This window comes from Corynebacterium sp. HMSC064H12 (assembly GCF_001809925.1).
In the GTDB taxonomy this organism is placed as follows: domain Bacteria; phylum Actinomycetota; class Actinomycetes; order Mycobacteriales; family Mycobacteriaceae; genus Corynebacterium; species Corynebacterium jeikeium_D.
The window spans coordinates 23,271-35,540 of sequence record NZ_KV799352.1 but is presented as its reverse complement, the minus strand read 5'-3'; the positions used below and the strand labels follow the sequence as shown (position 1 = coordinate 35,540).

The 12,270-nt window shown below is 59.2% G+C and carries 13 protein-coding genes; 11 read left to right on the top strand and 2 right to left on the bottom strand.

Features of this window, described 5'->3' with window-relative positions:
- The first annotated feature begins 60 nt into the window (after positions 1 to 60).
- The 3 genes from rimM to HMPREF2681_RS07860 are packed head-to-tail and all read left to right on the top strand — an operon-like array spanning position 61 to position 2,086.
- Positions 61 to 555, top strand: coding sequence for a ribosome maturation factor RimM (gene rimM / locus HMPREF2681_RS07870; protein WP_049171609.1), 495 nt, complete (start codon positions 61 to 63; stop codon positions 553 to 555).
- Positions 552 to 1,439, top strand: a complete 888-nt coding sequence (gene trmD, locus HMPREF2681_RS07865; protein ID WP_069358773.1) for a tRNA (guanosine(37)-N1)-methyltransferase TrmD — start codon at positions 552 to 554, stop codon at positions 1,437 to 1,439. The genes rimM and trmD overlap by 4 nt, the downstream gene beginning before the upstream one ends.
- The gene (locus HMPREF2681_RS07860) at positions 1,439 to 2,086 is read left to right on the top strand and encodes a phosphatase PAP2 family protein (RefSeq protein WP_070546686.1); all 648 of its coding nucleotides are present in this window, start codon (positions 1,439 to 1,441) and stop codon (positions 2,084 to 2,086) included. The genes trmD and HMPREF2681_RS07860 overlap by 1 nt, the downstream gene beginning before the upstream one ends.
- On the opposite strand, the gene HMPREF2681_RS07855 is transcribed toward HMPREF2681_RS07860, so the two are convergent.
- Positions 2,046 to 2,540: a DUF1877 family protein gene (locus HMPREF2681_RS07855; protein ID WP_016422552.1), complete on the bottom strand. Its 495-nt coding sequence runs from the start codon at positions 2,538 to 2,540 to the stop codon at positions 2,046 to 2,048. The genes HMPREF2681_RS07860 and HMPREF2681_RS07855 overlap by 41 nt on opposite strands.
- Positions 2,541 to 2,622: 82 nt before the next feature.
- On the opposite strand from HMPREF2681_RS07855, the gene HMPREF2681_RS07850 reads away from it, so the two are divergent.
- Positions 2,623 to 4,938 carry a Tex family protein gene (locus tag HMPREF2681_RS07850; protein ID WP_070546684.1) on the top strand — a complete coding sequence of 772 codons (2,316 nt, stop codon included), beginning with the start codon at positions 2,623 to 2,625 and terminating at the stop codon, positions 4,936 to 4,938.
- A 38-nt stretch (positions 4,939 to 4,976) separates the two neighbouring features.
- Here HMPREF2681_RS07850 and HMPREF2681_RS07845 read toward each other — a convergent pair whose 3' ends face one another.
- The gene (locus tag HMPREF2681_RS07845) at positions 4,977 to 5,960 is read right to left on the bottom strand and encodes a DUF1648 domain-containing protein (RefSeq protein WP_070439618.1); all 984 of its coding nucleotides are present in this window, start codon (positions 5,958 to 5,960) and stop codon (positions 4,977 to 4,979) included.
- Between the two features lie 330 nt (positions 5,961 to 6,290).
- Between HMPREF2681_RS07845 and HMPREF2681_RS07840 the strand changes: the two genes are divergently transcribed.
- The 7 genes from HMPREF2681_RS07840 to HMPREF2681_RS07810 all read left to right on the top strand — a co-directional run bounded on the left by HMPREF2681_RS07840 (position 6,291) and on the right by HMPREF2681_RS07810 (position 12,256).
- Positions 6,291 to 7,700 carry an HNH endonuclease signature motif containing protein gene (locus tag HMPREF2681_RS07840; RefSeq protein WP_070546682.1) on the top strand — a complete coding sequence of 470 codons (1,410 nt, stop codon included), beginning with the start codon at positions 6,291 to 6,293 and terminating at the stop codon, positions 7,698 to 7,700.
- A 139-nt stretch (positions 7,701 to 7,839) separates the two neighbouring features.
- Positions 7,840 to 8,181, top strand: a complete 342-nt coding sequence (gene rplS / locus HMPREF2681_RS07835) for a 50S ribosomal protein L19 (protein ID WP_048761860.1) — start codon at positions 7,840 to 7,842, stop codon at positions 8,179 to 8,181.
- A 74-nt stretch (positions 8,182 to 8,255) separates the two neighbouring features.
- Positions 8,256 to 9,053, top strand: a complete 798-nt coding sequence (gene lepB, locus HMPREF2681_RS07830; RefSeq protein WP_048735525.1) for a signal peptidase I — start codon at positions 8,256 to 8,258, stop codon at positions 9,051 to 9,053.
- The gene (locus HMPREF2681_RS07825) at positions 9,028 to 9,732 is read left to right on the top strand and encodes a ribonuclease HII (protein WP_224783775.1); all 705 of its coding nucleotides are present in this window, start codon (positions 9,028 to 9,030) and stop codon (positions 9,730 to 9,732) included. Before lepB ends, HMPREF2681_RS07825 begins: the two co-directional genes overlap by 26 nt.
- Before the next feature lie 54 nt (positions 9,733 to 9,786).
- Positions 9,787 to 10,089: a DUF2469 domain-containing protein gene (locus HMPREF2681_RS07820; RefSeq protein ID WP_005509529.1), complete on the top strand. Its 303-nt coding sequence runs from the start codon at positions 9,787 to 9,789 to the stop codon at positions 10,087 to 10,089.
- A 211-nt stretch (positions 10,090 to 10,300) separates the two neighbouring features.
- Positions 10,301 to 10,723, top strand: coding sequence for a YraN family protein (locus tag HMPREF2681_RS07815; protein WP_070546680.1), 423 nt, complete (start codon positions 10,301 to 10,303; stop codon positions 10,721 to 10,723).
- Positions 10,724 to 12,256: a YifB family Mg chelatase-like AAA ATPase gene (locus HMPREF2681_RS07810; protein WP_070546679.1), complete on the top strand. Its 1,533-nt coding sequence runs from the start codon at positions 10,724 to 10,726 to the stop codon at positions 12,254 to 12,256.
- The last annotated feature ends 14 nt before the right edge of the window (positions 12,257 to 12,270 follow it).

Below are 12,270 nucleotides of genomic sequence, written 5' to 3'. Positions count from 1 at the left end.
ACGCGGGGTGTTTTACAGAGCCTTTATAAGAGAGGGAGTGTGCGCGTGTCGGTAGCTGACATGGTGCTTATTGGCCGAGTGATCAAGCCCCACGGTGTGCGCGGGGAAGTCGTCGTCGATGCGACAACGGATGACCCGGAAGGGCGTTTCGCAGTCGGGGCCACGCTGTTGGGTGTACAGGCCGGCCGTGAGGAACAGCTGACTGTGAAAACGGCACGCCCGCACCAGGGGCGTTTGCTGATTCGCTTCGAGGAGATTCCGGGCCGCAATGAGGCCGAGCGTCATCGGGGTATGAAGTTTTATGCCGAGCCCGTCTTCGAAGACGAGGACTTTTATGACTTTGAACTTGAAGGCCTGCGCGTAGTCCATAACGGCACGGATATAGGCGAGGTCACTTCTATCGTCCGCGCGCCCGCTCATCGTCTCCTTGAAGTCACGCTTGACGACGGGGCCCGGGAGGTACTCATCCCTCTGGTAGAGGACATCGTTCCGGAAGTTGACCTTGAGAATTCTACTGTCACCATCACCCCGCCGGAAGGACTGTTGGAGCTGTGAGCTTACGTCTCGATGTAGTCACAATCTTCCCGGAGTACCTCGAGCCACTGCGTCATGCGCTGCTGGGCAAGGCAATTGAGCAGGGCATTTTGAGCGTCGGCGTACACAACCTGCGCGACTGGGCGCCAGGTGTACACCAGGCCGTGGATGACTCACCCTACGGCGGTGGCCCCGGCATGGTTATGAAGCCGGATGTCTGGGGTCCCGCCCTCGACGAGGTAGCGGCGCTGAAAGCGGAGCAGTCGCTCACGTCCGCGGTGCCACATTTGGACAATGTCCGCCATGATCAGAAATTGGGTTTGGCCGAGGAATCTTCCTATGCTGCAGCGGAAGTGCCGTCGTTAAGCGAAGAAGATTCAGCGAAGCCCCTGCTGATCGTCCCGACCCCGGCGGGCGAGCCGTTTACGCAGCAGATGGCGCAGGAGTTCTCACACGAGGAGCACATTGTGTTCGCGTGCGGGCGCTACGAGGGCATTGACCAGCGAGTTATTGATGATGCCGCTAATCGTTACCGCGTGCGTGAGGTCTCTATTGGGGACTATGTGCTGATCGGCGGGGAAGTGGCGGTGCTGGTGATTGCGGAGTCCGTCGTGCGGTTGATCCCGGGTGTGTTGGGCAATCGCAAAAGCCACGAGGAGGACTCTTTCTCTGACGGTCTGCTCGAAGGGCCGTCCTACACCAAGCCGCGCGAGTGGCGTGGACTGGCAGTGCCGGACGTTCTCCTCAGCGGCAATCACGCGCTGGTGGACCGTTGGCGGCGCGACCAGTCACTCATCCGCACGGCCGAACGTCGTCCCGATTTGCTTGCCGACGTCGACCTCAGCGCCCGTGACCGGGAAATAATCCAAGGAGTCATTGGGGAAGTAACCGAGGAGAACTGCTAGTGGCACGTGTTCGAATTGCGCGACCCCGGCATGTCATTGGTTGGTTAGCTGTCCTAGGTGCACTGGCGTGGTTCACTCAGACGCAGCTGGCGGGGAGCGTGGATCAGTCGTTTGCGGGCTGGGTCAGTGACCTGCATGGGGCGCGGGATGGCCGCGTCGATAGTTTGATGCTGGCTTTGAGCGAGATTATCCGGCCGATTTACATCGCGCCGGTCACGCTTGTTGCTGCGGCACTCCTGTGGTTCCGCTTCCGTGCGTGGGCGTTGCTACTGCCGGCGTCATTCGGTTCGTCGATTGCGGTGACTTATGCCATGAAGTGGTTTTTGGACCGCGACCGACCGGGTGAGGAGTTCTCGCTGGTCAACCTACATGACGCGGCGTTTCCTTCTGCACATGTGGCAGCGGTTACTTCCAGCGGTATGGCCGCGATGCAGCTTGCCATCCCCGTATTGCGCCGCACAGCCCGCAAGCTGCTCGACCTGGCCATCATCGCGCTTATCGGCGCTGTGGCACTGTCGCGCGTGTGGGTCGGGGCGCACTGGCTTACCGATGTTATCGGCGGCCTCATCGCCGGAGTTATCGGCTTAGCAGTTGCGCTGCTAGTTCTTAGGAGATGGCCACGAGCACGGCGCTACGCGCTGCCTTAGTCTCCTCGTAGAAGGCCACGAGTTCGCGGTACCGCTGTGTCGCAGTGGCTTCGTCGATAAGCGAACCATTGTCCGTGATGCGGGCGGCAAGATCGATGCTTGCCAGCGTCTGGTGCACGTCGCCGACGCGATCGGCGCGGATGACTGCAGACAGCGGCTTGCGGCAGACGCGGTCGGCGCCGAGGATGGCCTCCGCCAGCGGGTCGCCGAGTGCTTGGCCGTCGATGGGATTGCCGGTCAACGTGCGCAGCAGGGACTCCCAGTCCGTGTCGATGTCCAGGGCGTCTTCGTCCGGAACGTCGACGAAGTGCTGCAGGATAATCTTCTCCGCGCCGTCGTTAACAAGCCCCGCCGTGCCGCCGTCGCTGGTTGCCGCAGGTGCTGCGACCTCAACTAACCGCGCTGCCTCCTCGTCGGAGATGCGCAGGTATTCGGCACAGAGTTTCTGCTTCATGGGGCTCCTTTTCCGGTGTTTACTGCGAGCCTTCTGTGGGGCGTTCGCCAATTGGTACTTCCACGATAGTAAAGTTGCCCGGGTGATTTCATCAGTAATTGCCCGAGAACTCGCCGCCACTGGTGCGGACGTTGCCGAAAGTGCCGTCGCCGCCGCTATCAAGCTTCTCGACGAAGGCAACACCGTGCCTTTCATCGCCCGCTATCGCAAGGAAGTAACCGGCGGACTCGATGACACACAGCTGCGTTTCATCGAGGAACGCGTCGTCTACCTGCGCGAACTAGAAGAGCGCAAGCAAACGATTCTCGCCGCTATCGAAGAGCAGGGAAAGCTTAACGACGATCTCAAGGCCGCCATCCTCGCCTGCGATACCAAGGCACGGCTGGAGGATCTCTACCTGCCGTACAAGAAGAAGCGCAAGACCAAGGCCGATATTGCGCGTGAGGCCGGGTACGAACCGCTGGTGGAGGAGCTACTGGCCGACCCCGCCGCGGACCCCGAGACTCTAGCCACTAAGTACGGCGAGGCAGCTGGCAAGGATGCGAAGGACGCTCTGACCGGTGCCCGTGCCATTTTGGTCGATCGCTTCGCTACCGATGCTGATTTGGTTGGCTCTGTCCGTGAGCAGGTGTGGTCCTCCGGTTCCGCCGCCGCTGCCGTGGTGGAGGGCAAGGAGACTGCGGGTGCGAAGTACCGTGACTACTTCGAGCACAACGAACCTCTGGACACCATGCCTAGCCACCGTGTACTGGCCGTGCTTCGCGGTGAGGCCGAGGGCATCCTGACTCTTAACATCGATGCGGGTGAGGATGAGACCTACGAACACATGATTCGTGAGGCCTTTGAGCTTCCCGACGGCGGTGCCTCCAAGTGGATTGACCAGGCCGTTCGTTTCGGTTGGCGCACCAAGTTGGAGGTGTCCGCTGCCCTCGATGCCCGCACTCGACTGAAGGAGCGTGCCGAGGCCGAAGCCGTGGATGTCTTCGCCCGTAACCTGCGTGACCTGCTGCTGGCCGCACCGGCTGGCCAGCGCGCCACTCTCGGCCTGGACCCGGGATACCGCAATGGTGTTAAGTGCGCCGTTGTCGACTCCACTGGCAAGGTGCTCGACACTGCCATCGTCTACCCGCACCAGCCGCGCAATGACTGGTCCGGCGCCAAGGAGCAACTGGCCACTCTCTGCGCCACGCACCGCGTGGAGCTCATGGCCATCGGCAACGGCACCGCTTCCCGCGAGACCGAAACCCTGGCCCGCGAAATCGCTGACCTGATAGCTCAGGCCGGTGGCAAGAAGCCGACCCCTGTGGTGGTTTCTGAGGCCGGTGCTTCCGTCTACTCCGCATCGTCCCTGGCAGCAGCTGAGTTCCCGGACATGGATGTATCTCTCCGCGGTGCCGTATCGATTGCCCGCCGCCTGCAGGACCCGCTTGCTGAACTCGTCAAAATCGATCCGAAGTCCATCGGTGTCGGCCAGTACCAGCACGACGTTTCCCAGACCAAGCTCGAGCACTCTCTCGATGCCGTGGTTGAGGATGCCGTCAACGCTGTCGGCGTCGAGGTCAACACCGCCTCCGCGCCGCTGCTCGGTCGCGTTGCGGGCGTGTCCTCGACTGTTGCGGACAACATCGTCGCTTACCGAGACGAAAACGGCGCTTTCACCTCCCGCAAGGAGCTGCTGAAGGTTCCGCGTCTTGGCCCGAAGGCCTTCGAGCAGTGCGCCGGCTTCCTGCGCATCCACGGCGCTAACAACCCGCTGGATGCCTCCGCCGTGCACCCGGAGTCCTACCGCGTCGTCGATGCCATCGCCGCGTCGACCGGCGTTAGTGTCCAGGAGCTCATCGGCAACTCCCGCGTCTTGTCCAAGGTGCGTGCTGCAGACTTCGTCGACGAGTCCGCCGGCATCGGCCTGCCCACCGTCCAGGACATCTTAACCGAGCTGGACAAGCCCGGCCGCGATCCGCGTCCCGAGTTCGTCACCGCCACCTTCAAGGAAGGCGTGGAGAAGGTCTCCGATCTTCAGCCCGGCATGATTCTCGAGGGCACCGTCACCAACGTCGCGGCCTTCGGTGCCTTCGTCGATGTCGGAGTCCACCAGGACGGCCTCGTCCACGTCTCCAACATGGCCCGCGGTTTCGTCTCCGACCCACACGAGGTCGTCCGCTCGGGCGAGGTGGTCAAGGTGAAGGTTCTCGACGTTGACGTCGAACGCAACCGCATCGGTCTATCGCTCAGGCTTGACGACGACGCCTCGGATACCAAGCCAAAGCGTGACGGCGGTCGCGGAGAAGGCCGTGGAGGCGGCCGAAAGCGTGGTTCCCAGAATAAGAAGCGCGGTGGAGCCAACCGTGGTGGAGGCGGCGGTTCCATGGCTGACGCGCTGCGCAGGGCAGGCTTTTAGCGCTTGATCTTTTAGCGCTTGATCTGTTAGCGCATAGCCTATTGGCGCATAGCGTCGATGCGGCTGTTGATCTCACCCGCGACAGCCGCAGCCATTCCATCCGGTACGACGATGGTGTAATCGGACCCCGAGGTCTCAATCTTGACTGCCTCGCCTGACCGTGCCGCCACGGTGATGCGGCCATCATTGCCAAGTCGAAGCCCAATACCGCCACCGTCGGCCCAGTTATAAGTGGCCGGCTTCGCATATTTGATGGTTCGAAGCTCAATGGGGTGTTTCATCTTCAGCGGTCCACAGCCGTTAAAAACGGTAATGGAATCTGTCTTCGGGTCCGTGTCTAGTGTCATGCCGGTTTCATATGCGATGAGGAATAGCGGCGTGCACAGCAGAAAAACAATGCCGAGGCTTGGCAGGAACACTGCGAGCGCTACAGACACCACGCACCAGACTGCGAGGGCGATCTTGACGCCTTTAGAGATGGTCACACTGACGTCGATGGGAGTCGGGTCTCCTTCTCGATGGGGCAACTGTGGCGATGTCGGCTCGGTGATCGTGGCGTCGGTAAGCGAGGAGTAGTCCTTGAGGCGGCGCGTCACGAACAGGGCAGCTACTAGGCCGATGATGACGCCGGCTATTGCATAGATCCAGCCGATTCGGGCGGTCGTAGGGTCCGTCGTGCCGATCTGCGGGATGATAATCGCGAATTCAATGCCGATTAAGAAGCCGCAGAGGGCGAGGTTGGTTATTGCAATTGGCTTGCGCACGACAAGCGGCGTGCTGGTCTTTGCACCGAGCCAACCGATCTGCGCACATGCGATGACGATGATCGCCATAATCAATGTGCTTTGAATTGGCGGCATAAAACCGTTGGGAGTGTCGTTACCACTCCAATGCGTTGCTAACTGCTCCGGTAGTCGGTCGGAAATGGCAATTACCCACAGAAGCTGTGCAATGGCCAGAACGCACGGGGCGATGATTGTTCCTCGAACAATCCAGGGGTCAAAGTGTGGAATCTGCTGCATGGAGACAATCTAGCAGTTGGGGGGGGGGCTTTGTAGCAACGGTCGGCAGCGGTCGTTATTGGAGTGCTGTATCAGCGTGACGTTGTAGTGAGCGGTTGTAGCGTGCCGTCTTAGTGTGCGCGGAGTTTCGCCAGAAGATGCACCTCGTGACATTGAATAACGCACTCGAAAAGACAAGCGAAAAAGTTTTACTGAAGGGGTTGTATAATCGAACGGGTGTGCTAGAATGGAGTCATCAAGAACAAAGTGCTTGAGCTTCTCTTCTTGGCGTTGGGCTAGTGGTATTCACTGGTTATCGACACTGAGCGGGGTTGGGGCTTTGGGGGAACAATGTCTGAAAAAGATAGTCCGGCCAAACAACCGTCCGATGTTTACCAAGCGGCTCTGCTGCCTGAAGCGCCGCAGTTTTTTCATGAGTCATCCACGAACCAGTTGGCGGTGGCGGGTATCCAACGCAACCGCTTGGAACTGGGTATAGCTTGCGGTTGCACGCCGAAGTCGCTTGAGATTGATGTGGATGCATACATTGCTGAAATCGCGCCCGAGTTGGGTATTTCCCGCGGTAAAGCGCTCGAGTATGTAGAGGTCGGCATTCAGTTAGCGCGCATGCCTCGGCTGGGTGCCTTTATTAAAGCTCGAGCTCATTTGCCCTTTGCGCATTTGATCACCATTGCTCGCGCGACAGCGCCGCTCCACGACCCAGAGGTGCGTGCAGCTGTTGAAGAAGAAATTGCCCGCTTTGTCATTCCCCGAAAGCATGGCGAGGCACTCCGGGGAGTTCGCAGCCTACATAAATTCCTGCAACGGGTTATCGAAGAAATTGAACCTCAGCTTCGCCCCAAAAACCTTCCGGGTGATGTCGATCCGCTGCTTCCTGCAGGAGAACGCGAAATAGTAGGAGAGAGTATCGGTTTTGAAGAGAGCGACAACTTCGCGGAAGTTTTTATGGAGCTGGAAAAGACCCGCGCTCTCGAATTCAAAACCACCCTCGAGTCCATCTCTAGCTCAGCTGGCTGCACTCGAGTCGAAGCTTTGACACACCTCATCCGCGGCACCGCCGAGGCAAAAATCGTACTCAACCTATACTGTCCTGCCACAGAGGAGCGCCCCCGCACCGCCTGGCTTGGCGGCGTTGGCTGGATCTCGCAGTTAGCTACGCAGGCGTGGATTGATAAGGTCACGCATATTCGTATGCTTGCCGACGAAACCGCGGAGGGCTACGCCCCAACCGAAAGTCAGAGGGCCTTCGTTAAAGGTCGGGACGGAACGTGTCGCTTTCCGGGGTGTGATGTACCCGCGGAGCTCTGCGACATTGACCATATTGAGCCGTACGACAAAGAGCACCCAGAGGAGGGCGGGGCAACAGAAACGCCGAACCTCCACTGCCTCTGCCGCCGGCACCACAACATGAAAACAGCTGGTCTGTGGAATGTTGCACGTGATCGGGATGGGGTGGAACTGTGGACGTCGTCAAGCACGGGCAAAAAGGCGGTGAGCCTGGAAGACGGGCCGCTTGCCGGGCACGGGCGCTACACTTTCGACAAACGGGGACTGCGGATGACGCAGGCGCTGGCAGAATATAACGAGTATCGCCAGGAGCTGATAGAGCAATCACGGAAGCTGGTCGAGGAAGCGCGCAGGGGAGAAGACACCGATACTCCCAACCCGCAAGACCCCCAAGACTCGGAAGCTCCCCAAGACCCGCAAGACCCGCGGAACATGGAAGAGTTTGGTTTCTGACCAGGGGGTGTGTAATAATTTCCAGGTTGTCTTTATAGGCAGCTTTACCTGTTTCGGGCATGAACCGGCCGAGCGTCCCTCTGTGGGAAAGCGCCGCCAGGGTCCTCTGTCTATGCAAAAAGTAAAGGAATAAGTTTCCATGAACATTCTTGACAAGGTTGATGCAGCATACCTGCGCGACGACATTCCGGAGTTCCGCGCTGGTGACACCGTCGAGGTCGACGTAAAGATTGTCGAGGGTAAGACCGAGCGTATTCAGGTCTTCAAGGGCGTCGTTATCCGTCGTCAGGGCGGCGGCGTCCGCGAGACCTTCACCGTCCGCAAGGTATCCTTCGGTATCGCTGTTGAGCGTACCTTCCCGGTGCACTCCCCGAACATCGACGAGATTCGCGTTGTCTTCAAGGGCGACGTTCGCCGTGCGAAGCTGTACTACCTGCGCAACCTGCGCGGTAAGGCTGCACGCATCAAGGAGCGCCGCTAGTCTTTTGGCGCAAAATAATCCCCATCGAGTGTTGAGCTCGGTGGGGATTTTTCTATCGCGTATAGTCTTTTCCCATGACCGACGACGATTCTCGCGAACAGACTGACGGCCAAAAAGAAGACCGTACTGAAGGCTTGAAAGGCTTCCGGAAACTTGACGAGGAGCCTGAAAAGCACACTCCGTGGTACATCGAGATTCCAATCATTATCGTGATTGCCCTGCTCATCAGTGCTGGTGTGCAGTCCTTTATCGGCCGTGTCTACGTGATCCCATCCGAGTCGATGCAGCCGACGCTCAACGGATGTGTCGGGTGCACCGGTGACCGCATTTGGGTGGATAAGGTTTCCTACCAGTTCTCAGATCCCAAGCCCGGCGATGTTGTCGTCTTTAATGGCCCGGAGTCCTGGAATAGTAACTACGTGTCACAGCGTTCTACTAACCCGGTGGCAAACTCGCTGCAGACGGTTGGTTCCTGGATTGGCCTTGTCGCCCCTGATGAAAATGCGTTGGTCAAGCGTGTGATTGCCACGGGTGGGCAGACTGTGCAGTGTCGCCCAGGAGATCCCGGCATCATGGTTGACGGCAAGATGACAGACCAGGATTTCATTAAAACTCCAGCAGACAAGCCGGTGGTGGATAATCTTGGCTCAGAGCAGTGTGGTGGCCCGTACTTCGGGCCGGTAACAGTGCCGGAGGGGCATCTGTGGGTCATGGGTGATAACCGCACCAACTCTGCGGACTCTCGCTATCACATGGGCGACGAGCTGCAGGGTACTGTGCCACTGGATAACGTCGTCGGCAAGGTGCAGGCAATCATCCTGCCGTTTAACCGCATCGGTGGCGTCGATGATCCGGACATCCAGCACAACTAGTCAGCACAGTCTGCTCACGCCGCCGGCGCCGAAACTGCGGAGGCTGAAGCAGTCGCGCACGATAGAGGTCGCGCTGGCAAAGCGCGGCTTTGGACCTGTAGCCGGGGTCGACGAGGCTGGTCGCGGCGCCTGTGCAGGCCCGATAGTTATCGCCGCCTGCTGCCTTCCAGAACGCCCTATCGCAGAGCTGGATAAGCTCACCGATTCTAAAAAGCTCACGCCGGCCGCACGTGAACGGCTCTTTCCGCTCATCCAACGCTTCGCCACCTCTTTTTGCGTGACGACGATTCCCGCGTCCTACATCGACCAATTCGGCATCCAGGACGCGAATGTCACTGGAATGCGCCGCGCGGTAGCCGGGTTGGGGCAGCGTCCTGGCTACGTGCTTACCGACGCACTCAAGGTGTCTGGCTTCACGGCACCCTATTTGCCCGTGATTGGTGGTGATTCCGCTTGCCGATGTATTGCTGCTGCGAGTGTCTTAGCCAAAGTCACCCGCGACCGCATTATGGTTGACCTATCGGAGAAGTATCCGGACTATGGTCTGGCGGGGCATAAGGGCTACGGCACGTCATCGCATATGGAAGCGATTTCACGCCATGGCGCAACCCCGGAGCATCGGTGGTCATACCGCAATGTGCGCTTGGCACACGCGGAGTATCTTGAGCACCCCGAATAGACCAACATGTACAAAAAGAGCAACATGTAAACACTCGAAGGAGCCGTCGCGGTCGTGAGCGCAGAAGATCTAGAAAACTACGAGGCCGACGTTGAACTATCCCTGTACAAGGAGTTCCGCGATGTCGTTAGTCAGTTTTCGTACGTTGTTGAGACGGAGCGCAGGTTCTACCTTGCTAATGCTGTGGAGCTGATTCCGCACAACAGCGAAAACGAGGTCTATTTCGAGCTGCGGATGTCGGATGCGTGGGTGTGGGATGTCCATCGCCCGGCTCGGTTTGTCCGCTACGTGCGCGTTATCACTTTCAAGGATGTCAATATCGAGGAACTGGATAAGCCGGACTTGCGACTGCCGTAGGTTATCGTCGCCTGTCATCACTTGTTATGGCTAGCTGCTAACAGTTATCCACAGTCGAAAAATTATCCACAGTTAGGGCCCTCTGAGCATTTATCGGAGGGCCTTTGTCATGCCCGCTGTGCAAGAGTGTTTCCGAACCGCCAAGGCGGCAAAAGTCTAGGCAGTAAACCGCCAAGGCACAATTCAACGGGGGACCAGGGGGACCAGGGCGATGACACAGAGCTTTGAAGAACTGACTACGAGACAGCTCGGCGCGTTTGGGGAAGATTTCGTCGCCGAGATGTTGGAGGACCAGGGGTGGGAAATTATTGCTCGGAATGAGCGGGTGGGGCGCTATGAGCTCGATCTTATTGCTGAAGATGTTGACGGCAGGCTGCATTTTGTGGAGGTAAAAACGCGGCGCAGCTCGCGAAGTAGTCAGTTTGGGGACGGCAGAGAGTCCATCACAGCAGCCAAGCTTCGTCATTTGCGCAAGGCAGCGGCACAATGGCTGTCAGAGAGTTCTACCTACTGGTTAGAGTCCGTAGTTATCGACTGCGCAGAAGTCACAGTGTCCAGCCCTTCGTCCGGTCCTCCAGTCGTTGCAGTTACGTACATTCCCGCAATCAGCGACGCGATCATGTGGGACTGCTAGATGACTGTCGGTACAGCTCTTGCAGTCAGCCTCAGCGGCATTGAAGGAACTATTGTGCAGGTGGAAGCCGATGTTGGGCGTGGCTTGCCAGGAATGTATATCGGTGGGCTCGGCGATGCCGCCGTCGGAGAAGCCAAACATCGCGTGCGCACGGCGGTTGCTAACTCGCAGTTGCCCTGGCCGAAGACAAAAGTCGTGGTGAGTCTGTCGCCGGCGCATATCCGCAAGCACGGCACTAGCTTTGACCTCGCCATCGTCTGCGCCATCCTTATCGCAACCAGCGATGACATGGAGGCCCGAGGTCGTCTCCGCCACACGGTTCTCATTGGCGAACTTGGGCTCGACGGTTCCATTCGCCCGGTGCGTGGAGTGCTGCCGCAGGTCCTTGCCGCCCGCGAGGCAGGTGCCCGTTGGGTTGTCGTCCCCGCCGCCAACGCCGCCGAGGCCGCGCTCGTCGACGGCATCGCAGTCTGCACCGCAGCCGACCTCACACAGCTATGGGGCTGGGTACTCACCGGCTCAGGTTTGACGACCGCGCTTAACGACGACCCCAGCGAACAAGCCTTCTCGGTAGACCTGGCCGATGTCGATGGCCAACCTGAGGCGCGCTTCGCCCTCGAGGTAGCCGCAGCAGGTGGGCACAATCTGTTCATGCAGGGTTCTCCGGGAACTGGGAAGTCCATGCTCGCTGAGCGCTTGCCCACAATTCTGCCGCCATTGCAGAAGTGGCAGCAGCTGGAGGTCACCGCGCTGCATTCGGTGGCCGGAGCGCTCGATACTGCGGACACTCTTGTCCAACATCCGCCGTTTGTGGCTCCACATCACAGCGCGACTGTGGCAGCGCTAGTCGGCGGCGGTGCTGTGCCCAAGCCCGGCGCGATTAGCCTTGCCCACCATGGGGTGCTCTTCTTGGACGAAATCACCCTCATGCGCCCGGCGGTATTGGATGCGTTGCGGATGCCGATGGAAAACGGGGTGGTCGTCCACCTGCGCACGCACCATCGAGTGACCTTTCCGGCGAGAACACAACTAGTCATGGCGACCAATCCCTGTCAGTGTGGGGCGGTGTATGCCAGCGAATGCACCTGTTCTAGTACCGAGCGAGCCAAGCATGGTCGCGCATTATCGGGCCCGCTTCGCGATCGCATGGATCTCAACGTCACGCTCAGTCCTGCCGGGGCCAAGCTGGGAATTAAAAACAAAGCACACAATGAGCCCTCCGCGGCCGTTCGCGATCGGGTACAGGCCGCACGTGACCGTGCCCGCCATAGGTGGCAGGCCCTGGGGCTTGCCGACGAAGCAGCCGTCACCAACGCGAGTGTGCCACGCTCGCTTCTCCGTCGTCACGCGGGCTTAGACGAAGAAGCGATGGCGTTATTGGACTTCCAGTTGAGGAACGGAGAGATTACCCAGCGGGGAGTGGACAAAGTAATCGCAGTGGCGTGGACGCTCGCAGACCTCGGGGGAGTAGACGCGTTTACCTTCGAGCACGTGCAACGTGCCTGCCAGCTGCATGACCGCGAGGGCGGCTAATACAACCGAACCAT

Coding starts and splice junctions, on each gene's coding strand:
- rimM (WP_049171609.1), top strand. CDS start 61: ATGGTGCTTATTGGCCGAGTGATCAAGCCCCACGGTGTGCGCGGGGAA.
- HMPREF2681_RS07855 (WP_016422552.1), bottom strand. CDS start 2,540: ATGAAGCAGAAACTCTGTGCCGAATACCTGCGCATCTCCGACGAGGAG.
- HMPREF2681_RS07845 (WP_070439618.1), bottom strand. CDS start 5,960: ATGCAGCAGATTCCACACTTTGACCCCTGGATTGTTCGAGGAACAATC.
- HMPREF2681_RS07840 (WP_070546682.1), top strand. CDS start 6,291: ATGTCTGAAAAAGATAGTCCGGCCAAACAACCGTCCGATGTTTACCAA.
- rplS (WP_048761860.1), top strand. CDS start 7,840: ATGAACATTCTTGACAAGGTTGATGCAGCATACCTGCGCGACGACATT.
- lepB (WP_048735525.1), top strand. CDS start 8,256: ATGACCGACGACGATTCTCGCGAACAGACTGACGGCCAAAAAGAAGAC.
- HMPREF2681_RS07825 (WP_224783775.1), top strand. CDS start 9,028: ATGATCCGGACATCCAGCACAACTAGTCAGCACAGTCTGCTCACGCCG.
- HMPREF2681_RS07815 (WP_070546680.1), top strand. CDS start 10,301: ATGACACAGAGCTTTGAAGAACTGACTACGAGACAGCTCGGCGCGTTT.
- HMPREF2681_RS07810 (WP_070546679.1), top strand. CDS start 10,724: ATGACTGTCGGTACAGCTCTTGCAGTCAGCCTCAGCGGCATTGAAGGA.